Source organism: Brucella sp. NBRC 14130, assembly GCF_040371715.1.
In the GTDB taxonomy this organism is placed as follows: Bacteria; Pseudomonadota; Alphaproteobacteria; order Rhizobiales; family Rhizobiaceae; genus Brucella; species Brucella intermedia.
In genome coordinates, this window is record NZ_BAABTE010000012.1 from 114,669 (window position 1) to 135,999 (window position 21,331).

Sequence of the window (21,331 nt, forward strand, 5' to 3'; positions counted from 1 at the left end):
CGATGCCGCGCTGGATCGAAAACGCCTTCCGTCTCGGCGTCAAGGAATTCGCCAGTCTGTCGCGCGATGTCGTGATGGTGGTGCTCATCGGCTACGTCTTCACCTTCGCTGTCTATTCCGAAGCGACAGCGATGCGAACTGACGTCGACGACGCCAAGGTGGCCGTCATCGACGGCGATCGCTCGACCCTCTCGGGCCGGATCAAGGACGCGCTGCGGCCTCCCTATTTTCGGCCGGCGGTCGAGATCGACCGCTCGAGCCTCGACGGTTTGATGGACAAGGGCGCTTTCACGTTCGTTCTCGACATTCCGCATGGTCTGGAAGCCGATTTTCTCGCCGGCCGCAACCCGACCGTTCAGGTCAATGTCGATGCCACCAGCATCTCACAGGCCGGCGTCGGCACCGCCTATATCCAGGAGATCGTCGCGCAGGAGACAACACGCTTCCTCAAGCAGGCCCCCGTCGAGACGCTCGCCCCCGTCAAGCCGGTGATCCGCGCGATGTTCAACCCGAACCTCGAAGCCATCAGCTTCACGGCCAGCATGGGCGTCATCAACAATGTCACCATCCTCGCCATCATTCTGGTCGGTGCCGCTGTGATGCGGGAACGGGAGCATGGAACAATCGAGCATCTTCTGGTTATGCCGGTGAGCGCCAGCGAGATCATCGCCGGCAAGATCTGGGCAAACGGGCTGGTCATATTGCTGGCAGCCGCGTTCTCGCTTCACGTCGTGGTCGAGGTTGTCCTGCGCACACAGATCGTCGGCTCGATCGAACTGTTTCTTGCCGGAACGGCCATTTATCTCTTCGCCGTGACGTCGCTTGGCATCCTCCTCGCCACGGTCGCGAACTCCATGCCGCAATTTGCGCTGCTCTCCATCCCGGTCTTCGTGCTCATGTTCCTGCTGTCCGGCTCCTTCACGCCGTTCGAGAGCATGCCCCGAGCCCTGCAGCTGATTATGGACCTTTCGCCGTCCACGCATTTCGTGCGTTTCGCACAAGCTGTACTCTACCGCGGCGCCGGTCTCGATGTGGTCTGGCGCGATCTTCTGATCATGGCGGGCCTTGGCGCGGGCTTCGTCGCGATTGCCCTTTATCGTTTCAAAGCCATGCTCGCCCGCCAATCGTGACGATCGCCGTCTAAGCATATCGCACGACACGCGCAACTGCGCGTATTCCTGTTCCGGCAGTTATCGGCTCGCTGCCGGTTCCGGCATCAGGAGCCGGGGCAGCCGGATACTAGCCAGCAGTGTCCCCAGAACAAGCAGCGCGGCGAGGACGAAGCTCGCATCGGGCAGGATCGGCAGATTGAACAGCGCGCCGCCTGCGACTGATCCAAGGGCCTGACCAAAACTCGCGGCGGCGGTCATGCGGCCGAGTTGCGCTCCCTGGCTGGTCGGGATGCCAAACGACGCCCAGTAGGTTGCGACCGGAGACAGCATGCCGGCACTCGCGGCCACCAGCGCGACGGCGACCGACATCAAGACCGAGGTACTAACGACCGAAACGACGACCAGCCCGATGGCAAGCGTCGCCAAACCAGGCGCGATGAACCAGCGCGTGAGCTCCGGCTTGATGAGAGGCGAGAACACCAGGGCCTGGACGACCGCCATCACGAGGCTGCATTCGGCGAACATGATGCCGATATGTGCGGCATCTAGGCCGAGGACCTTGCCGCGCAGCGCCAGTCCGACTTCGAAAACGCCGATCGCGAGCGCCGTCACCAGCGCGATCGCCAGAAGCCGCAGCATCGCCCGCCGTTCGAGCTGTGTGGCGTCCGTTGGTGCATCGCCGCTCTCGCGCCGCGTTCCGGAGGGAAGGAGGAAAAGCACCAACACGGCCGCGATCACGGCCAGGCCTGTCGCCGTTAGCAATGGCATTGCCAGCGAGCTGTCGGGAGGGAGTGTCCAGAGGCTTCCAGCGACACGCACCGCCAGCCCCCCGAGCAAAGGCCCGATGAAGAAGCCGGCGGTTCCAGCGATGTTGATCAGCGCGAAGCGATGGGCGCGCCATTCTTTCGACGGGGCATAGTCGCCGATCAGCGCATACGCGACCGGGGTGATGGCGGCGGCGAAGAACCCGGCAAGAAAGCGGCCGAGATAGAGAAGAGGCAGGCTTGCTGTGATGGCGAACAATCCGGAGGTCGCGGCAAAACCCAGAAGGCCCATCAGGATGATCGGCTTGCGGCCACAGCGATCGGAAATGCGTCCCCAGACCGGCGCGCCGACGAAGATCGCAATGATGTAGACGCCCGTCAGCAGCCCCGTGTGCCATGAAAGAGCCTTCGGCGTGCTCCTGCCGGCGATCTGCTCGATCAGGAAGGGCAGGATCGGCAACGCGACACCATAGCCGACGGTGATCGCGAACATCGCGACGAGGACCGCTGAGAGCGCGCTCCAGCTCAGTCGGGTGGGTTCAGCCAGATCCATGCCGATGCGACCTGCTGCCCAACCCGCAGCCCGAGCGATCGGGCATCGTCGACATCCGCAGATCGGGCGGAACGAAGAGCTGGCCGAATCTTTCGGGCATTCGAGGCCACCCTGCACCAGCCATCGCTGGCGAGGTCAACGGTGAGGATACGTGAGGGTAAGCCTCGTCGACAAGAATCCGATCCCCCGTGCCATTTGAGACGTCAGGAACGGTGACGGCCAGGAACAGACTGAGGCCTGGCTGGTCTGGCGAGCAGCTCAAAGAGCGGACGCTTGTCATGAAACGGCCTTCATGCCTTGGCGCCTGTAAAAACGCAGGAACTGCGCATTGATGGCAACGATGATGGTGCTGGCTGACATGAACACCGCGGCTATGGCCGGCGTCATCAGAAAGCCCGTGCCGAACGTGATGCCGGCGGCCATAGGGATGGCTATGGTATTGTAGCCGGTTGCCCAGATGAGGTTCTGCACCATCTTTCGGTAGGTCGCACGTGACAGACCGAGGATCGCCGCGACATCGCGCGGATCGCTCTTGACGAGCACGACATCCGCCGACTCCACGGCCACATCCGTGCCGGCTCCAATGGCCACGCCGAGATCCGCCTGGACGAGCGCCGGCGCATCGTTGACGCCGTCACCGACCATTGCCACCGAGAGGCCCCGAGCCTGAAGCTCCTTGATCTTGTCGGACTTCTGATCGGGCAGCACCTCCGCGAAGTACTCGGCGATCCCCAGTTCCTTCGACACGCTCTCGGCTACGCCCTTTGCGTCGCCCGTCAACATGACCGATTTGATGCCGAGCTGGGTGAGTTCCGCGATGGCGTCTTTCGATTCCGGTCGGACGATGTCGGCGAGCGCGAAGAGCGCACGCGCTTCGCCGTTGCGCACCAGCGCCACCACCGTTTTGCCCTGCGCTTCGAGCTGCTTCAGCCTTTCATGTGTGATGGGTTTGCCCTGTCGTGCAAGATGGCCGGGGCTGACGATGCGAATGTCCTGCCCGTCGACCTTCGCGACGATGCCTTCGCCCGTGATATTGCTCACCTCGCTGGCTTTCTGAATGTTGATATTCCTGCGTTTCGCTTCAGCCACGATGCCGTGAGCGATCGGGTGCTCGGACTGACTCTCAGCTGCCGCGGCAAAGGCAAGCTCGGCGTTCTCGTCGCCACCCGCGAGCAGCACGACGTCGCTGACGCCGAAGCGCCCCTCGGTCAGTGTGCCGGTCTTGTCCAAAACGACTGCTTGAAGATTGCGGGCACGTTCGAACGCCGCCCGGTCACGGATCAGAAGACCATTGCTGGCGCTCAGCGATGTGCTGACGGCGACCACCAGCGGCACGGCAAGCCCAAGGGCATGCGGGCAAGCCACGACCATCACGGTGACCATGCGTTCCAGTGCGAACTCAAGCGGCGCGCCAAGCCAAAGCCACCAGACGAACAGCGTTCCGAAGCCGACGACCAGGGCGATGTAGGTCAGCCAGGCGGCCGCCCTGTTGGCGATATCCTGTGTCCGCGAACGCGTTGCCTGCGCTTTCTTCACGAGATCGATGACCTGGGCGAGATAGGTCGCATCGCCTGTCTTCGTCACTTTGATGGTCACGGCGTTGGCGCCGTTGATCGCACCGCCGATCGCCGTTGCGCCGACCGTCTTGGTGACGGGACGCGATTCGCCCGTCAGCATCGCCTCGTTGAAGCCGGACGAGCCCTCGACGATTTCGCCGTCGACCGGAACCTTGGCGCCCGGGCGGACGATGACGCGATCACCGGGCTTGAGAGCGGAGATCGGTACCTCGTGCATCTTGCCGTCGTCGTCGATGCGGGTCGCGCTATCGGGCAAGAGGCGAACGAGCTCTTCCAGGGCGCGCGACGCGCCCATCACGGAACGCATTTCGATCCAGTGACCGAGCAGCATGATGGCGATGAGGGTGACGAGCTCCCAGTAGAACGCTTCGCCCGGAAAACCGAACGTGACAGCGGCGGAGAAAAAGTACGCAGCCGAGATCGCCAGCGCGATGAGCGTCATCATGCCGGGCCGCCCCTTGCGCAGCTCGGAGAAGAAACCGGTCAGAAAGGGCCAGCCACCATAGAAGTAGGCGATGGTCGACAATGCGAACAGGACCCATCCGTCGCCTGGGAAGGAGAGCACGCCCGAGAGTCCGAGCCAGTCTCTTATCATCGGAGAGAGCAGTAGCACCGGAGGGGTAAGCACGAGGGTCACCCAAAACCGGCGGCGAAAGTCCGCAACCATGGCGCCGTGGTCGTGGCCGGCGTGATCCGAATGGCTGGACCCTGCCGCAGCAACAATGCTGGAAGCGACTTGCCCGGCTTCCTGCGCTGCTTCGCCGGACGCATGGTGGTTATGATTGCGGTGATCGTGATGGGAGTGCGGTGAACTCATTTTTCCTCGTCCGTATGAGCCCGTCCAGACGTCCATCACAGCGGGCTACAGGGGTTCTGCCGCACTGATCAAGGCTTTGGAAGAGACAATGTTTAGATGTGCAACCTCGCTGCCAAACGCGCGCGAATCTTTAATCCAGATCAAGTTCTGGCTTCGCACGGCGTCGGCGTGCGTGGTAAAGATCAATGGAAGTGGCCGGCCAACCACTATGCCGACTTGACGATCGTGCCGGCTTTGCCCTCCAGAATCGCGCGGGCATCTTCCAGGCGTCCGATGCCCGCGATCCGGCCGGGTGTCCCGGCGAACTGGCAAGCGGCTTCCACTTTTGGCCCCATGGACCCGGGCGGAAACACAAAAGCCGCCAACTCGGCCGGTTGCGCCGCTCGAACCGGTCGCTGATGTGGCGTGCCCCAGTCGAGATAGACGGCATCGACGTCGGTCAGCATCAGGAATGCATCGGCGGCGAGGTCCGCGGCGAGCAGGCCGGCAGCACGATCCTTGTCGATAACGGCCTCCACGCCCTGAATGCCGCCCGAGATGTCCCGAACGACGGGAATACCACCACCACCGACGCAGATCGTCACCACACCAGCATCGACCAGCAGGCGGATTACCTCCATCTGGACGATGCGTTTCGGCAGTGGTGACGGCACCACTCGCCGCCACCGCCCGGGAGCCTCTTCTGTCATCGCCCAGCCATGCGCAACGCGCGCGCTCTCGGCTTCTGGCCAATCGTAGATCTGACCGATAGGCTTTTCCGGCCGGCCGAACGCGGGATCGTCCGGGTCAACCTCGATATGGGTCAGCAATGTCGCCAGCCTTGTGCCTTGTGGAAGCGCATTGGCCAGTTCCTGCTCGACCAGATAGCCGATCATTCCGATGCTCTCGGCGCTGATGACGTCGAGCGGGTAGGGAGCAACATCCTTCAACGCCGTCGCCTGAAGGGCAAGCAGACCGACCTGCGGTCCGCTTCCATGCGCCACGACGATGTCGTGATGCGCGGCAAGGTCGGCAAGCGCCGCCGCAGCCTTGCGCACATTGGCGCGCTGCACCTCCGCCGTCATAGGCTCGCCTCGCTTGAGAAGGGCGTTGCCGCCCAGCGCAACAACGACCCGCACGATCACACCCCCAATGTGGCGACGAGAATCGCCTTGATTGTATGCATGCGGTTTTCCGCCTGGTCAAAGACGATGGAAGCATGCGACTCGAAGACTTCTTCCGTCACTTCCATGCAGTCGATGCCGTGTTGCTCATAAATCTTCTCACCGATCTCGGTCTCCCGGTTGTGAAAGGCCGGAAGACAGTGCATGAACTTGGCGTGGGGATTGCCCGTGGCGCGCATCAGATCGGCGGTGACGCGGTAGGGTGTCAAAAGCCTGATGCGCTCGTCCCAGACCGAATCCGGTTCGCCCATCGAGACCCAGACGTCGGTATAGACGAAGTCGCACCCTTTCGACGCTTCCTGAGGATCCTCCGTGAGCGTAATCCGTGCTCCGGTCTTCTCCGCCACGGCCCGGCATTGATCGACCAACGCCTCGTCCGGCCAACACGTCTTCGGCGCACCAAGCCGCACGTCCATGCCGATCAACGTCGCTCCGGTGAGGAGCGAATTGCCCATATTGTTGCCGGCATCGCCGAGGAAGCAGAAGGAGAGTTGCGACAGGTGCTTGCGCGTGTACTCGCGCATGGTCAGAAAATCGGCGAGAATCTGCGTCGGATGGAACTCGTCCGTCAGGCCATTATAGACAGGCACGCCGGCATGAGCGGCGAGTGTCTCGGCCTGTACCTGGCCAAAGCCGCGATACTCGATACCATCATACATGCGTCCAAGCACCCGGGCGGTATCCTTCATCGACTCCTTCTTGCCGATCTGCGTTCCTGACGGGCCGAGATAGGTGACATGCGCACCCTGATCGTAGGCGGCGACCTCGAAGCCGGTCCTGGTACGCGTTGAATCCTTCTCGAAGATCAGCGCGATGTTCTTTCCTTTGAGCCGTTGCTGTTCGTAACCGCCATACTTGGCCTGTTTGAGCGATGCGGAGAGCCGCAGCAGAAAACGGATTTCGTCCGGTGAAAAATCGAATAGCTTGAGCACGCTGCGGCCGACAAGATTGACGGGCATTCTTTCCTCCCTAGATCGGATCGCGGATCAGCGGACAAGTCATGCAATGGCCGCCGCCTCGGCCGCGGCCGAGCTCGGCGCCGGGCACCGTGATGACCTCCACGCCAGCCTTGCGCAGTTGCGTGTTGGTATAGGTGTTGCGGTCATAGGCAACGACCACGCCAGGCTCGAGGGCGACGACATTGTTTCCGTCGTCCCATTGCTCGCGCTCGGCCACATAGGCATCACCGCCAGTCTGCACCACCCGCAGCTTCTTGAGGCTGAGCGCCCGCGCCACAACCTCCGTAAGATGGCCCGTCTCCTGCCGCACGTCGATTTCCCCGGCCTTCGCACCCGGCCGCAGCGAGTAGGCGGTGATGCCGTCCACAACGTCCGAAAACAACGTCACCAGGTCGCGATCGCAAAAGGTAAACACGGTATCGAGATGCATGGAGGCGCGCTCGACGGGCAGTTTGCACGCGATGACGCGCTCGGCGGCCCCTTTGGCGAACAGGGCGCGCGCGATCTGCCCCACGGCCTGCGGCGTGGTGCGCTCTCCCATACCTATCAGCACGAGGCCGTTTCCAAGCGGCATGACGTCTCCGCCCTCTGCGGTAGCCAGTCCGTAGTCCTCATCCGGGTCGCCCCACCAGACAGGAAAGCCGGCATCGCGAAAGTCCGGATGAAAACGATAGACGGCGGCAATGTTCACCGTCTCGAGCTTGCGGGCATTCCAGCGCATGGGGTTGAGCGTGACACCGCCATAGATCCAGCACGTCGTGTCGCGCGTAAACAAATGGTTCGGGAGCGGGGGAAGCAAGAAATCCTGCGGCCGCAGGACCGACGCCAGCACGCCGGTTGGCGCGACCGGCAGTTCCGCCCTGCTCATGCCGCCCATGAGGATGAGCGACAGATCGTCGGAATTGATTTCCATCAGGTGGGCGCTGAGATCGTCGGCAAGCCCGACACCCACAGTGTTCACGTTGACCCGCCGCTCCAACAACCAGCGGCGCGCCTCCATGTCCTGCATCGTCTGCGCCAACGCCTCGCGCAGGAAGACGACTTCGCTGCCGCGATGGCGGATCGCATCGACGAACGTCATGTGCTCGACACGGGCTTGCTTGACCCAGATAACGTCGTCGAAGAGCAGTTCGTGACAATTGCCAGGGGTCAGGCGGGTAAGGGCTGCGCCCGGCCGGTCGACCAGAACGCGTCTGAGCTTGCCGACCTCGGAATGAACGCCGTAGGTAATGGTCATCCTGGTTCTCCTTCAGGCAGCGAGCAGCACGGCTGCGCTGAGGCTGGCCATGATGATGACGGTGAGTATGAGGAGCAGCGGCGCCATGAATCGGAGCCAGCGCTCATAGGGGACGCGGCCGATGGCGAGCGCGCCCATCACCACGGCAAATGTCGGGTTGATCAGGTTCACCAGGCCGTTGGCCGATTGATAGGCGGTGACGACGAGGTTGCGACCGACCCCTGCGAAGTCCGCGACGGGTGCCATGATCGGCATCGACAGAACGGCCAGCCCGGAGGAAGACGGCACGAAGAAGGAGAGTAGGACATTGATCCAGTAGATCACGTTGATGAACGCGACCTCTCCCAGTCCCGCAACCTTGAGTTCAGCCCAGTGCAGGATCGTATCGGTTATCTTTCCGGCATCCATGATCACGACGATGCCGCGCGCGAGGCCGATGATCAGCGCCACACCCAGAAGGTCGCGCGCCCCGTTGACGAAGGCGTCAACGAATTTCTCCTCGCCAGGACGCGCGATCAGGCCAATGAGGATTGCCGAGGCCAGGAAAAGGCCGCTCATCTGGCCCATCCACCATCCGGCCCGCAGCACGCCCCAGATCATGACCAGGAAGGTGAGTGCGAACATCACAAGCACGACCTTGTGCAGGCCGGTAAATTCAAGTGCCTCGCCGCCATGTGCGGCAAGAAAATGCGCCTCGTTGTCCGCCTTGCGATCATAGACGAGCGAGCGGCTGGGGTCGATCCGGACGCGCTCGGCATAACGCATGACATAGATGACGCAGGCGAGCCAGGAGAGCCCCAAAATGACGAAGCGCAGCACGATTCCCTGGGTGAAGGGAATACCCGCAGCGTCGGACGCAATGACTGTGGCAAAGGCGTTGACCGTGGAGCCCAACACGCCGACGCCCGCACCGAGCAGGATGATCGCCACCGCGGTCACGGCATCGTACCGCGCCGCGATCATGATCGGGATCAGGAGCGCATAGAAGGCAAGCGTCTCCTCAGCCATGCCGTACGTGGTGCCGCCGAAGGCGAACAGCGCCATCAGCACCGGGATCATCCACTTCTCGCGGCCCTTGAGTGACCTCATGGCACTGCTGATCCCGGAGTTGATTGCTCCGGTGGAGGCGACGACACCGATGAACCCGCCGATGATGAGCACGAAGAGCGCAACGTCGATGGCATTAGCCGCATTGGTCACGGGGTCGTAGAGCCCGCCGATCGGGGCCATGATGACGTCGAACACGTCCTGCGGGTTCGCCTCGCTCACGCTATATGTACCGGCAACTGGAACTTCGCGGTCCAGTGCGGGGTTTTGCACTCGTTGGTACTGGCCGGCTGGAATGATCCAGGTCAGCGCTGCGACGAGCACGATAAGTCCGAACAGAATGGTGTAGGCGGTTGGAAACCGCCATTTCCTTGCTTCGGTCGCCGACGATGCGATGCTCATGGTACACCCCCCCTTCTTGCGTGTTGTCACCGTCACCCTGGCTAAGCTGGGGAGGCGATCGTGTTTGAACCTGAGCGTGTCGGGAATCCGCGGATGGCCACCCACGTCGTGCGCAGAGAAGGCAAACGCGGTCGCTCGAAGACCATATCGGTGATCTTTTGGTCGAAGCGCCCACCATTCCTTGATCGAAGTTAAGTTCGCCTGCCGCACATCGGCCTATGCTGAGCCACATATCGATTGGACGCAATCGTGGATCTACACGGCAGCGGCACAACGGATCCGGTCGACACATATGCATGGAATGCAGATGCGCGGCCGATCGCAGTAGCAAGGAGGCTCGACATGCAGTGCAAGACGAGAACGATGCTGGCACTTGTGCTGGTGTTCGCACCGGCAGTGGCATTCGCCCAGAATGATGCGCACCATGACAACCGATCGGGGGGCGAACAGCCTCCCTCAGCAACCCTGAGCGTGCCGCAACAATGCGCGCCGATGATGGAGATGATGGACGTCATGATGGGCGACCACATGTCGGCCTGCCTGGCATCGCTGCCGCAAGCCTCGCAGGCCTACATGCGCGCCATGATGGGCATGCACGCACCGATGATGGAAGCGATGCAGTCGACGGATCCGGATGTCGCATTCGTCAAAGGGATGATCCCGCATCATCAGGCCGCCATCGATATGGCCCGGGCCGTTCTCGAGCTTGGGTCCGACCAGCAGACCAGAGCCTGGGCGCAGCAGACTATCACGGCGCAGCAGACCGAAATCGATGATATGCGTCAGTGGCTGCGGCAGCGCGGCGAATAGATGCGGAACTGACCACGGGCATCAAACCCCGCAAGGGTCGCGGAGCCTCACGGAAGTTCGCTGTCGGAGTAGATCACATGGCGGTAAGGGCATGGCTGCGTAGCTCTGGTGTGCTGATCGCAATGATGCTCGCGATCGGCACCGCAATGGCAAACGATGGCTATCAGAAAGCCGGCGGCCTTGCCGTTTACCTTGGCATCGTCCCGGCTCCTGTCGTCCGGGGTCATCCGAGCGGTCACCCGGAAAGCACAATGCACGGCGGGCCTGGAACCGCGCCGCATCAGCAACACCTCGTCGTCGCCGTTTTCGACGACCAGACAGGCGCACGCGTGCAGAACGCGAGCGTGTCCGCAACCATCAGCGGCCTGGGTCACGTTGGCCAGCAAACCATCCAGCTCGAGCCGATGAAAATCGAGAACACGATCACCTACGGTGGTTTTGTCACTCTCTCGGGAAACGATCGCTACGCCATCGCCGTCGAGATCACTGTTCCGGGACGTTCGCGGCCGATCTCGGTGACATTCTCCAGTGATCACGTCCAATAAAGCGACAAACAGGCGTCAGGCCTTTGCTGCAGCAACGCCCATTTCAATCTGTTCGAATTCGGATCGGAAAGTGTGGCAAAGGTAACAATTTGCCGTTCTCCTGCGAATGACACATCGAACCCTCGTGCGGCGGCCCTTCATCTGAACCACCCGCCCTGGAGTATCAGCCGGCGATGGGCGCGGCTTTCAGTGGAAACTGACGATGACGCGGCGGCGACTACGAACGGAAGATCTGATCGACAGGCTTGCGGCGGATATCAGGCCGCGACACGTTGAAAGCCGAATCCGGACCCGCCGGCTCTGGGTGGTCGTCATCCTTGCGATCGTGGTGCCGGCGCTCCTCTTGGCGCGGCCGCTTCGTGCCGATCTCGCCACTCGATTGGCGGACGGTATGTTTGTCACCTCAGTTGCGACCTCGGCGATGATCTTTATCACCGGTGTGCTGGCGCTTTTGATCGTGCGCATCTCACCGCTATCCCGGTCCTGGCTCCTCCTGCCCCTGATCGTCCTGGGGCTCTGGCTCGTGTCGGAATTTACCAGCATCGCCCTCGACGTCTCCCGGGAGGGTTGGCGTGCTTTCGCCTTCGAGACGAGTCCACAATGCCCGCTCGTTATCGGGATCGTCGGAATTCCGATCTTCTTCGCGATGCTTGGCCTCGGCGGGATCGGCCTGATCCTGTGGAGGGGGCCGACCATCACGGTCGCCGCTCTGTCAGCCTTTTCCCTGCCTGCAACCATGCTCAATCTGTTTCATGGCCTGGACACCGGCGCGATGGTCCTGCTTTGGCATTTCGGCGCGATCGCAATCTTCTCCATGACAGCGGCCTTTTTGCTCAATCGGCGTATTCCTCGCATTGTGTGTGACTGGCTCGCGTTATGATCAGCGAAGCGCGCGACAAAAGATGAACTGGATCAAGGGGGCACAAGCAGCCGTTTACGGCGAGGCAATGGCTTTTCAGCCGACCGCCACGCATGAGTGTTCCTGTGCCGACTCACATTCCGGCTGTGTGGTACTGACCGCCTGCAAGCGACGCTCTTCCCGCTCGATATAACCCCGCGTCAGCGGGACGGCGTCCTGTCGCCTGGCGATCTGGATCTGGAACACCATCATCCCCTGATAGCGGAAAGCGAGTTCCGAGACGCCGAGATAATACTCCCACAAGCGCGCAAAGCGCTCATCGAAGAGATCGACCGCCTCAGTGCGGCGGGCGAGAAATCGCTCGCGCCAATGTCTGAGCGTTTCGGCATAGTGAAGGCGCAGGATCTCGACATCGGTGACCACGAGCCCCGCCCGCTCGATCGCCGGCAGGACCTCGGAAAGAGCCGGTATGTATCCGCCCGGGAAAATGTATCTGGCGATCCACGGGTTGGTGAAACCCGGCGGATCGGAGCGGCCGATCGAGTGCAGCACGAAAATGCCTTCATCATCGAGCAGATCGCGGCATTTTCGGAAGAACTCATCGTAGTGATTGACGCCGACATGTTCGAACATACCCACTGACACGATTCGGTCGAAACGTTCGTTCACGTCCCTGTAGTCCTGCGATCGGAATTCCAGACGCGCCGGATCTGAAGCCGCCGCTGCCCGCCCCCTGGCAAATTCGAGTTGTTCGCTCGAAAGCGTGATCCCGGTGACATGGGCGTCGAAAGCCTCAGCCAGGTAGAGCGCCAGACCGCCCCAGCCGCAGCCGATGTCGAGCACGCGCGCATGACGACCAGGCAGGAGCTTCGCGGCAATGTGGCGCTTCTTGGCCTGCTGCGCCTCATCCAAAGACATGTCTGCTCTTTCGAAATAGGCGCAGCTGTACTGCATGTCCTCATCGAGGAAGAGTTTGTAGAGCTTGCTGCTGAGATCGTAGTGATGAGCAACGTTTCGCCTGGATTTCTGACGACCGTTTTTCTGCACCCGCTGCCGGAGAGCAAAACGCAAGCGGGAGAGTATCTTTGTCGTGATCGTCGCCGCGTCGTTCTGGTCCTGGGACAGAAGCAGCTCGAGCACCTCCGTGATGGTACCCTGTTCGATGATAAGGTCGCCGTCGACGAAGGCTTCGCCAAGCCGCAACTCGGGATCGAGCAGAACCCGACGCTGCGCCGCGGCGGTTCTGAACCGCACTGCCACCGCCGGACCGGCCCCGTCACCGAAGCTCCTGGTGACCCCGTTGGCGGTTGTTATCGTGAGAGTTCCGGTTTTGACGAGGCGACGAAGGGTTTTGAAAACAAGGGTATCCATGACGGGGCTTTCTAGTCAACGTTGGTATATCCCGACTAGAAAGCGTGCGATCCCGCCGCAGACTTTAACGTGGGTTGAAAAGGGTGAGCGATAAAGCCATGATCGATAGAAAGACGAACAGTCGCCCGCCATCTTGATCACCCGCTCGCTTTGGCGCGTCGCGCCGACAGGCGGGGAATGAATGCCGGCACTTCCCGCATATAGCGCGCATAGGCGTCGCCGAATTCGGCAAGCGACTCGCGTTCTTCGTGTTTGGAAAGGCGCCAATACATGAAGACCAGGACGGGGAACATCGCAAGTGTGAGCAGGGTTGGCCACTGCAGCAGGAAGCCGAACATGACCAGAACGAAGCCGACATATTGTGGATGCCGAACCCAGGAATACACCCCCGAGGTGGCGAGCGTGCGCTTGCGTTGCGCTTCGTAGAGCATCTTCCACCCGGCCGAGATGAGGACAAAGCCGCCGCCGATGAAGACAAAACTCAGCAGGTGGAACGGACCGAAATGGGGATTTGAGCGCCAGCCGAACAGCTCCTCGAGCAGGTGACCCGCGTCGTGGGAGAGCCAGTTGACGCCCGGATAGCGGGACTGCAACCAGCCGGAGAGCAGGTAGATCGTCAGGGGGAAACCGTACATTTCCGTGAACAGCGCCACGATGAAAGCACTGAAGGCGCCGAAGGATCGCCAGTCCCGCGGCGTGGATGGCTTGAAGAAGCTGAACGCGAAGAAGATGAAGACGATCGAGTTGAGGATGACGAGGGACCACAGGCCGTACGCGGGAATGTCGTCTTGCATGGCGCGCTCCTAGATGGAATTTCAGTGCTGATGCGGCGACTGCTGTCGCGCGGACGAGCGGTCGCCGCCGCCGCCATGCCCACTATGTCCGCCATGTTTGCCGTGCATGAAGACATGCAGGAGGGGGCAGGCAAGGATCAGCAGCCAGGGCAGCCAGCCGAGCAAGTGCGCGCGGTGTTCCGTGAGGAGATAAAATCCCGCGATTGCGAGGAAGCCGTAAAGGGCGATGTTGGCCGCGCTGAAACGCCGCCCCGGGTTCTCGTCTTTATGCAATTGGTCTCGGTTTGTTTCCATGGTGCTTCATCCGACAGTTTGAACACGCCGATGGCTCCGCGATGCCGGTCGAATGTTAAGGCCAGTCCGCAGGAAGGTGCTCTTCTTACCCCGGATGATGCTGCGACAGATGTCTGGAATCTTTGATGTGAGTTAAGTTTCAGATTGCTTCCCGGCGAACCAGGCGATGCCTCGTTTCCGAAAGCCAGTCGGTTGCTCTTCGTTCTAGCCATTGGCTTGCCGCCCTCGCGCAGAATTCACCCCCAATATGCCAGGCTGAAACTCAAATTAAGCTGGAGGCAAGTCTTCGAACCCGCGGACCAACGTACCGATCGAGCGAGCGCATGATCCGATCCGAACATCAATACCCTGCATTCGAAGGCGATTCCGCTCTGAGTCCGCGATAAAGCCGCATACGAGATGAGTAGCTCCGCTTCCGACGATGAGGTCGTAGGTGGCCGCGGTGGTGCGTTGCGGGTTCCGCCGAAAATCACGCGCGCCAGTGGCGGGGTCGATCAGCAGCAGTCCCTCGGATTTCGCGAAGAAGGGGCTGAGCATGGTTCTTCTGCGCGTGCGCACGATGAGCACGCCGATGATGCGTTTTCGATCTGCCGGTACAGAGGCTATCGATGACATTTCCATCCCGCGGGAGGATTCTGTGACGATGAGAGGAGCATCATTTTGCCGCTCGCTCTTTAATCTCGATCAAGCATGGCGGGTAGCATGGGCGGCCAGCCCGTCACGTATTCGCGGTAGGGATAACGAGGCACGCTATAGCGACGGATTCCAGTTGGCGTGTTGATCTGGATCAAAGCGGTCTTGCAAACAATGTAGTGAGATGCAAAGGTAGCTTTCTCGTCTCGTGTGCAGAGAACCAGTCCAGGTGCATGCGGAGCGAGGGTGCGCGACCTGTGAACCGCCGAGAATTCGATTTTATGCTTCGGTATCTGGCACTGCTGATTGTTAGTGTGATCGCTGTCCTCGCACAAGCCGAACCATCGATGGCGCACGTCGGTCAATCGACACCGAGCGTTTCGGAGAGACATCAGGCTACCTCATTGCTAAAGGTCGCCATGGCGGACGACGACGATTGCGTCTCGGGTTCAGGTTGTTGCAGCGCCATATGCGCACCCTGTGTTGTATCCCTATCAGCACAGTCCCTGGGTTTCTCGCGCTTCCTACCCACGTCTTCGCGCACTTGGGTTTCGCGCCAGGATTGCTTGCGCTCGATCATCTTCGGCCGCGATCCGCCTATCCCCCGATATCAGCTCATCTAAGGCCATTCAGGTCGATCGTCAGCCACGCCCGTCAGACCGGCGTGAACGGCAACACGACCATAATGTGCCTTGCCGATCGCTTCGCGCTTATCGCGCCGAAGGCTCGGTCCATCAATGATCTATTGATTGGCTGCGCAAGCGCGGCCGCCGCAACGGGCCAGGAGCCCGGGAGGTGTAATGTGAGCTGGCATCAAGCGTCTTTATCAGGAGAGACATCCCGGTCGCTCCGTTGCGACCATTGGGAAACCGCTGAGAACGCACGGAATGTACCACCCTTACCAAATTTCCCCATTACCGTGTCCCTCCACAAGACGGCCATGCAGGCCGACGAGGTGACCAAACGACGAGGACGTCACAAACAGGACAATGACAGTGAGGCGCACACCGTTGCCTTGCCAGTCGACGCACACAGACTGATTCCCAACTACCGCAATGGCGACCGACGCGTCGAAGCCGGCCGGGATCTGTTCAGCATAGGATTCGACGGAAAGGCCATCTTCAACCTTCTCGACGGATGGGTAGCCATCTACACATTGCTGGAGGACGGCAGACGGCAGATTGTCCAATTCGCCCTGCCGGGCGCGGTTCTGGGTGTCCGTTCATCGAGGAGCGCGCCCGCAACCGTCGGTGCTCAAGCCCTGACCGACGTCGTGGTATCGGTCATTCCGACCTCTGTCCTGACGTCGCATTCGCGTGCAGACCCCGACATTACCATGCGCCTGGCGCGCTCACTTGCACACGACTGCAATCTGGCTTTCGATCATCTCACCAGCATAGGTCGGCGTTCAGCGCGCGAACGGGTCGCTCATCTGCTCCTTGAATTGTTCACACGTTACCGTGCACAATGGCCAGGACATCGCAGCGAGGAAATGGTGCTGCCGCTTACCCAGGAGCAAATCGGCGACGCCACCGGCTTGACCTTCGTTCACGTGAACCGTGTTCTCAGCGCGCTGCGCAAGGAAGGAATCGTCCAGTTCCACTACCGGCGTCTGCGAATAATCGATCCGGATCGCCTCATCGAAGTATCCGGCGTCGATCCGGAAATCGCGATGGCCTGGCTTGAACGACGACCCTGGGGGTAGCGCTTCGTCAAAGGGATCTGGCGCAGCATATACTCATTGCAGGGGCGCTCGCCGGCCGCAGGCTGTCTTGTCCGTCGCGGTGGCTTTCATCGATGGACTCCCGGATGAAATTCCAACCGAAGTGCGAACCGAGGCTCTGATCGAGTTTCCGCCGCTCGCCTATCAGGCCAGGTTCGGCAGCCGTGCAAATGCGTATCCAGCAACGGCGCGATTCTGAAATCGAGCCAGTCGAGTATCCTCAGCGAGATACATCTTCGTGAGCTTTGCGGATCTTCTCGGCTTTCTCGCAATGACAGTCGAGAAAACCATGGATCGGACAGGTGCGGCACATCTCTTCCAAACGCTTGCGTAGCGCTTGCCGCCCGCGGTGGAGTCGCACCGCGACATTGTTGAGCGAGGTGCCAAGGCTTGCTGCCAATCTGTCGCGAGGCTCGCCCAGGATATCAGCCCGCCAGACGATGTCCGAATACTCGGGTTTCAAGGTTGGAAGCAGACGATACAGACAATTGCAGACCGCTGCATCGAGCTCGGCGTCAACAGGTTCACTCTCGATCTCGGCGTCGTCGACAGGGGTTTCCCGACGCCGTCGCCTGCTCAAGTTCCGCTGATGGTCAACAAGGGTGGTGGCGAGGATGCGGCCCAGCCAGCCCCGAACGGTGCGGATATCTCTGAGTTGAGATGCGCGCTCCAGCGCCCGAAGGGAGAAGCGCTGCAACACCTCCTCCGCATCGTCGCGATTCCTCAGGCGGCGCTGGAGGAAGACCAGCATTTCCTCTCTCGCCTCGACAAGCGCCCGCTGGACGGCAGCATCAAGAGGTTTCGCGGCATCGTCAGACTTATCGGAACGTTGCGTATCCATTCTCTTGCCTCCAGCTTCGGTCATCCTCCGCATTTTCCTCCTGCACGGGGCAGCTCCCAAAATTCGCCTGATGTTGGACAGGCGCGGCTGATAAGTCTTTAACTCTAATCAAGTGTCATGGCCCCACTACGAACAGGATAAGCACGCCAGCGATGCGATCCGACAATGCCGATCAGGTGGGGCTCTGTTCTATCGCACGGTCTCGCGGCCTCATGCAGGAGCTGCGATCCAAGAGCCGTGCATTATCGTGCCACAAGCCGACCCGTTACTCTCTGACCCGTACGACGCAGCTTGGTGGCCACATGCCAACAGATTACTTTATGATCGCTGCTCGCTAGGCAGCCGAGACGAAGAGCGGAGTGACTGCAGAGCGAGCGGGGTCCGACAACCCGACAACATTGTCAGGTTCGCCGTGAGGCGCTCCATCAAGGGATGATAAGGAGGCCGATCACCGTGCCGGCAAACAGATTGTGGAAGGAGATGAAGGCGAGAAGTGCTGCCGCCAGCATCGGGCTGACGATGCTTTCCAGATCGTAGGCCGCCGGGATAGCGACAGCGCGCGCGTATACTCCTTTTCTTCCAGCAATATGTTGGAGATCGTCGCCTGGAAGGTCGGCGTGAAGGCGGCCGAGGCCGACTGCAGGACGAGGATTCGCACATAGACCTGCCAGATTTCGGTAACGAGGGGCAGCAACACAGACACGGAAGCGCGCACGAGATCGAGCGCCACCAACATGGCTCGCTGCGGCACGCGCTCGGCGAAAGCCGATGCGATGGGCGCGACGGCCACATAGGCGATCATCTTGATGGCGAGCGCGTCCGCCCGGCACCGCGCCGGCGTGGGCCCCGGCCAGCTCGATCCCTTGGGCAAGAAAGAGATGGCGATAGGTCCGGTTCTTGAGGATCGCGAAGATCAGAGATATTTCGCTTCCTTGAACACATCAACCGAACCGCTTTTTTGGCGCGGAAGGGACCCGACTGTTTCCTAAGGCAATGATCGAAATGATCGAGGCATCGTTTTGCTTCTTCGATCATTTCGATTACGCTGCCACGGTGACCTCGAGCACGCTTCAGGCGCTTTACAATGTGTGGGTGTGTTTCATGAAGGTTTGAAGTCGAACCCCTACCAGCAATCCTATCCGCCGTAGACGATAAGGCGCCGCATTTCGCCATAAGACACCTAGCCCTCACACTCCGTTGGACATAATCGACCATCTTCTCGATGAAGCAGACCCGGCAATATACTTACCGTCTGCTCAATAGATATTCCCGCAGCCTTCCACGCAATCATCGGGATTGGCGCGCCCGACCGCCTCAGCGAGCAGCATCGCTAGCATTTAAGACCCCCTTGTTTGATGCAGCGCAAATTCGTCACGCTGGATCTGCGCTAGGTTTGCCCCAGTTTCGATGTTCAAGTAAACCGAAGGATGAGCCGAGGTGGCCGCCGGCGTGACAATGGTCAAGGCGTTCAGAGGGTCGCACGGGTGGGCGACCTCCTTGCGGCGCGGGTTTATCCTTTTCCTCGCCATCGCGTTCGGGCTTACGGCGTTTCTCACAGATGGCGGGCATCAAGCGCGTGCTGCTTCAACGGACGGCATCCCGGCGCTCATGACTCAAGCTGCGGATTGTGCCGACCTCCTCGTGCGCATGCCCTGCGACAACGATACCCAACGCGGCTTCGAGCACCCGTGCGACAGCGGTCACTGCCTGTCGGGCCTCGGGTGCTTCCTCTGCGCTCCGCTAAACACGGCCTGGAGCTGGCGCATGTTGAACGGCGAAACCGTCTCGCCGGCTGCATCGCCGGTGCCCTCATCCGCGGAGTTGCGTCGTCAGAAGCGACCTCCGCGATCCACCTTGATCATCTGAGCACCTTCGGCCTGTTCAGTCCGTGTGCTCCAGCCGAACCGAGGACCGGCACAATGCCGTAGTCTTCCGACCGTGCGCGTCCCAGGCCGCCCAACGATACGGCCGAGGAGACGAGCCGTTCTGCGTGACGCCGACGTGACATAGCCTCTAATCGTCGGCAGCCGGCGAGCCAGAAGGGGCCATGCACGGACCTTGCCGAATCGGTAGGCAGCGGCACGCGAGGAAGTCTTCGGCATCCGCACGCCGGGCCAATCTTTCCAAACTCACCTCAAGATGTGCTCGACGAGCCGGCAAGGCTGCGAGCCGAGGAGCTGAATACCATGCTAAAGACCCACTCGACCCGTTCGATTTCCATCACCGCGGCAGTCCTGACAGCAACCGCGATTCGCAGACGTGCGGCCATGCTGGCCTTCGCGACGGCATCCGCCCTGGTGCTTGCTATTCCGTTCGCCGCCACCGTCCGAGCGGAGCCTGCTGCAACCGGCTTCGTCTATACGGCCGATGAATTTGGCAACACCGTTAGCCGCATCGACCTTACCACGGAAAAGATCGACATCGTTCCGGTCCCGATCACGCCCCACAACGTGCAGTTCGTACCGGGAAAAGATCTGGTGCTGGCGGTGGGCCTGCCGGTCGCCGACAAAGCTGAAGACGCTCATGCGTCCAATGGGGCAGGCCATGGCGGCGACGGGCATGGTGATGCCGCTGTCGCAGGCCAATTGATCGTCCTCGACGCGGCCGATATTTCCTCCGGCGTGAAGGCGTCGATCCCCGTGGGTGGGCATCCTGCGCATGTGATCGCAGACGCGCAGGGTAATCGCGCCTACGTCTCGAATTCCGAAGACGACAGCTTGTCGGTCGTTGATCTTGCCAAGGGCGAGGTCGTCGCCACGGTCGGCACCGGCGACTACCCCCACGGCCTTCGGATGAGCCCGGATGGAAGCGCCATCTATGTCGCGAACGTCCAGGACGGTACTGTTTCGGTTATCGACACAACGGCGCTTTCGGAAGTTGCCAGGATCAAGGTCGGCGTTGCGCCCGTCCAGGTCGGCTTCACACCTGACGGAAAGCGGGTCTATGTCTCGCTGCGCGATGAAAACAAGGTCGCCGTTATCGACACGCAGTCGCGCGAGGTGATCGCACGCATCAATGTCGGCCGTTCGCCCATCCAGGTTTACGCCACGCCTGATGGCCGGCTGGTTTACGTCGCGAACCAGGGAACCGAAACGGAGCCGGATGAGACGGTCTCGGTTATCGATGTCGTAGGCGGGAATGTCGTAAAGACCATCCAGACGGACAAGGGCGCTCACGGCGTGACGGTCGCTGCCGACGGAGCCTTTGTCTTCGTCACCAACATCGTGGCCGGGACCGTTTCCCAGATCGACGTCGGCAGCCAGTCCGTGGTCAAGACATATGCTGTCGGCAAGGGACCGAACGGCGTCACCTATCAGGCGCAGTGACGCAACGTCGGGGCGGCGCTTCGCCGCCCCGCACGACCTAAGCCTCAAACCTATGAGCAGGACGGCCGGCATGCAGGCTTCATCAATGGACAAAGGGTCGGCGAGGCTCTATTCTTTGCCCATGCTTCGCGCGTTGCTTATCATTGTTACAACCATCTCGCTTGCCGCTGCTTCTTTTGCCGTTCAAGCACACGAGACCCGCATGTCCGGGATGTTGGAACACGCCGCGCTGACGCAACACATAGAGCAAGCCTCTTCTTCGATGGCCGCTTGCAGCGAAGGAGAGTCCTGCAAAGCAGATGCCGGATTATGCGCCTTCGCCTGCGCCGGAATATCGGCCTGGCTTCCGGTTGTGCGTACTTCGGCAAAGCAAATCAGCTCGCGGCAAAAATATCCCCTCCCGCCCGATGCCGTCTTCGTCGCGGCAGCTCCCGGCCGGAACGATCGCCCTCCTATATCGCGCCTCCTCTGAGCCTGCGGCGGGGCTGATCCCGCTGCGATCCA

18 protein-coding genes and 2 pseudogenes are annotated in these 21,331 nt (G+C 61.0%); 7 read left to right on the top strand and 13 right to left on the bottom strand.

Translation table 11 applies throughout. From position 1 onward, the window contains the following. Positions 1–2: 2 nt before the first annotated feature. Positions 3–1,130, top strand: a complete 1,128-nt coding sequence (locus ABWW28_RS21175) for an ABC transporter permease (RefSeq protein WP_353391987.1) — start codon at positions 3–5, stop codon at positions 1,128–1,130. Positions 1,131–1,190: 60 nt separating this feature from the next. Here the strand turns inward: ABWW28_RS21175 and ABWW28_RS21180 are convergent, their stop codons facing one another. The 6 genes from ABWW28_RS21180 to ABWW28_RS21205 form a co-directional block, all read right to left on the bottom strand. Continuing rightward, complete coding sequence (locus ABWW28_RS21180) at positions 1,191–2,429, bottom strand: MFS transporter (RefSeq protein WP_077546192.1); 1,239 nt, start codon at positions 2,427–2,429, stop codon at positions 1,191–1,193. 276 nt (positions 2,430–2,705) lie between these two features. Then, positions 2,706–4,823 (bottom strand): heavy metal translocating P-type ATPase, encoded by a 2,118-nt coding sequence (locus ABWW28_RS21185; protein WP_077546193.1) that lies wholly within the window; start codon positions 4,821–4,823, stop codon positions 2,706–2,708. Between the two features lie 206 nt (positions 4,824–5,029). Continuing rightward, positions 5,030–5,941, bottom strand: a complete 912-nt coding sequence (gene arcC / locus ABWW28_RS21190) for a carbamate kinase (RefSeq protein ID WP_077546219.1) — start codon at positions 5,939–5,941, stop codon at positions 5,030–5,032. 2 nt (positions 5,942–5,943) lie between these two features. Then, on the bottom strand, positions 5,944–6,945 hold the full coding sequence (gene argF, locus ABWW28_RS21195) for an ornithine carbamoyltransferase (RefSeq protein WP_353391989.1): 1,002 nt from the start codon (positions 6,943–6,945) through the stop codon (positions 5,944–5,946). A 10-nt stretch (positions 6,946–6,955) separates the two neighbouring features. Next, positions 6,956–8,182 (bottom strand): arginine deiminase, encoded by a 1,227-nt coding sequence (locus ABWW28_RS21200; RefSeq protein ID WP_077546195.1) that lies wholly within the window; start codon positions 8,180–8,182, stop codon positions 6,956–6,958. 12 nt (positions 8,183–8,194) lie between these two features. Beyond that, positions 8,195–9,631, bottom strand: a complete 1,437-nt coding sequence (locus ABWW28_RS21205) for a YfcC family protein (protein ID WP_353391992.1) — start codon at positions 9,629–9,631, stop codon at positions 8,195–8,197. A gap of 342 nt (positions 9,632–9,973) precedes the next feature. Between ABWW28_RS21205 and copM the strand changes: the two genes are divergently transcribed. The 3 genes from copM (at position 9,974) to ABWW28_RS21220 (ending at position 11,866) form a co-directional block, all read left to right on the top strand. Beyond that, positions 9,974–10,441, top strand: a complete 468-nt coding sequence (gene copM / locus ABWW28_RS21210) for a CopM family metallochaperone (protein WP_077546220.1) — start codon at positions 9,974–9,976, stop codon at positions 10,439–10,441. Between the two features lie 77 nt (positions 10,442–10,518). Beyond that, positions 10,519–10,986 (top strand): hypothetical protein, encoded by a 468-nt coding sequence (locus ABWW28_RS21215; protein WP_245423431.1) that lies wholly within the window; start codon positions 10,519–10,521, stop codon positions 10,984–10,986. Between the two features lie 202 nt (positions 10,987–11,188). Next, a complete protein-coding gene (locus ABWW28_RS21220; RefSeq protein WP_077546198.1) occupies positions 11,189–11,866 on the top strand; it encodes an NrsF family protein in 678 nt (225 codons plus the stop codon). Positions 11,867–11,941: 75 nt separating this feature from the next. Here ABWW28_RS21220 and ABWW28_RS21225 read toward each other — a convergent pair whose 3' ends face one another. The 4 genes from ABWW28_RS21225 to ABWW28_RS21240 all read right to left on the bottom strand — a co-directional run bounded on the left by ABWW28_RS21225 (position 11,942) and on the right by ABWW28_RS21240 (position 14,919). After that, positions 11,942–13,216, bottom strand: coding sequence for a cyclopropane fatty acid synthase (locus ABWW28_RS21225; protein ID WP_077546199.1), 1,275 nt, complete (start codon positions 13,214–13,216; stop codon positions 11,942–11,944). A 137-nt stretch (positions 13,217–13,353) separates the two neighbouring features. Then, positions 13,354–14,010 (bottom strand): methyltransferase family protein, encoded by a 657-nt coding sequence (locus ABWW28_RS21230; RefSeq protein ID WP_077546200.1) that lies wholly within the window; start codon positions 14,008–14,010, stop codon positions 13,354–13,356. 21 nt (positions 14,011–14,031) lie between these two features. Next, the gene (locus ABWW28_RS21235) at positions 14,032–14,304 is read right to left on the bottom strand and encodes a DUF2933 domain-containing protein (RefSeq protein WP_077546201.1); all 273 of its coding nucleotides are present in this window, start codon (positions 14,302–14,304) and stop codon (positions 14,032–14,034) included. 267 nt (positions 14,305–14,571) lie between these two features. Continuing rightward, positions 14,572–14,919, bottom strand: a complete 348-nt coding sequence (locus ABWW28_RS21240) for a hypothetical protein (RefSeq protein ID WP_151683195.1) — start codon at positions 14,917–14,919, stop codon at positions 14,572–14,574. A 973-nt stretch (positions 14,920–15,892) separates the two neighbouring features. On the opposite strand from ABWW28_RS21240, the gene ABWW28_RS21245 reads away from it, so the two are divergent. Then, a complete protein-coding gene (locus tag ABWW28_RS21245) occupies positions 15,893–16,642 on the top strand; it encodes a Crp/Fnr family transcriptional regulator (RefSeq protein ID WP_353391997.1) in 750 nt (249 codons plus the stop codon). Between the two features lie 238 nt (positions 16,643–16,880). On the opposite strand, the gene ABWW28_RS21250 is transcribed toward ABWW28_RS21245, so the two are convergent. The 3 genes and pseudogenes from ABWW28_RS21250 to ABWW28_RS21260 all read right to left on the bottom strand — a co-directional run bounded on the left by ABWW28_RS21250 (position 16,881) and on the right by ABWW28_RS21260 (position 18,674). Further along, positions 16,881–17,501, bottom strand: a complete 621-nt coding sequence (locus tag ABWW28_RS21250; RefSeq protein ID WP_197284067.1) for an RNA polymerase sigma factor — start codon at positions 17,499–17,501, stop codon at positions 16,881–16,883. Between the two features lie 437 nt (positions 17,502–17,938). Next, a pseudogene (locus ABWW28_RS21255) lies at positions 17,939–18,415 on the bottom strand (MFS transporter); the annotation flags it as partial. After that, positions 18,415–18,674 (bottom strand): annotated as a pseudogene (locus tag ABWW28_RS21260) (metal-sensing transcriptional repressor). The pseudogenes ABWW28_RS21260 and ABWW28_RS21255, both read right to left, overlap by 1 nt. 1,013 nt (positions 18,675–19,687) lie before the next feature. Here ABWW28_RS21260 and ABWW28_RS21265 point away from each other — a divergent pair. Together ABWW28_RS21265 and ABWW28_RS21270 are read left to right on the top strand one after the other, a co-directional pair. After that, positions 19,688–20,827 carry a YncE family protein gene (locus ABWW28_RS21265; protein ID WP_235864174.1) on the top strand — a complete coding sequence of 380 codons (1,140 nt, stop codon included), beginning with the start codon at positions 19,688–19,690 and terminating at the stop codon, positions 20,825–20,827. A gap of 70 nt (positions 20,828–20,897) precedes the next feature. After that, positions 20,898–21,299 (top strand): hypothetical protein, encoded by a 402-nt coding sequence (locus ABWW28_RS21270; RefSeq protein ID WP_151683209.1) that lies wholly within the window; start codon positions 20,898–20,900, stop codon positions 21,297–21,299. The last annotated feature ends 32 nt before the right edge of the window (positions 21,300–21,331 follow it).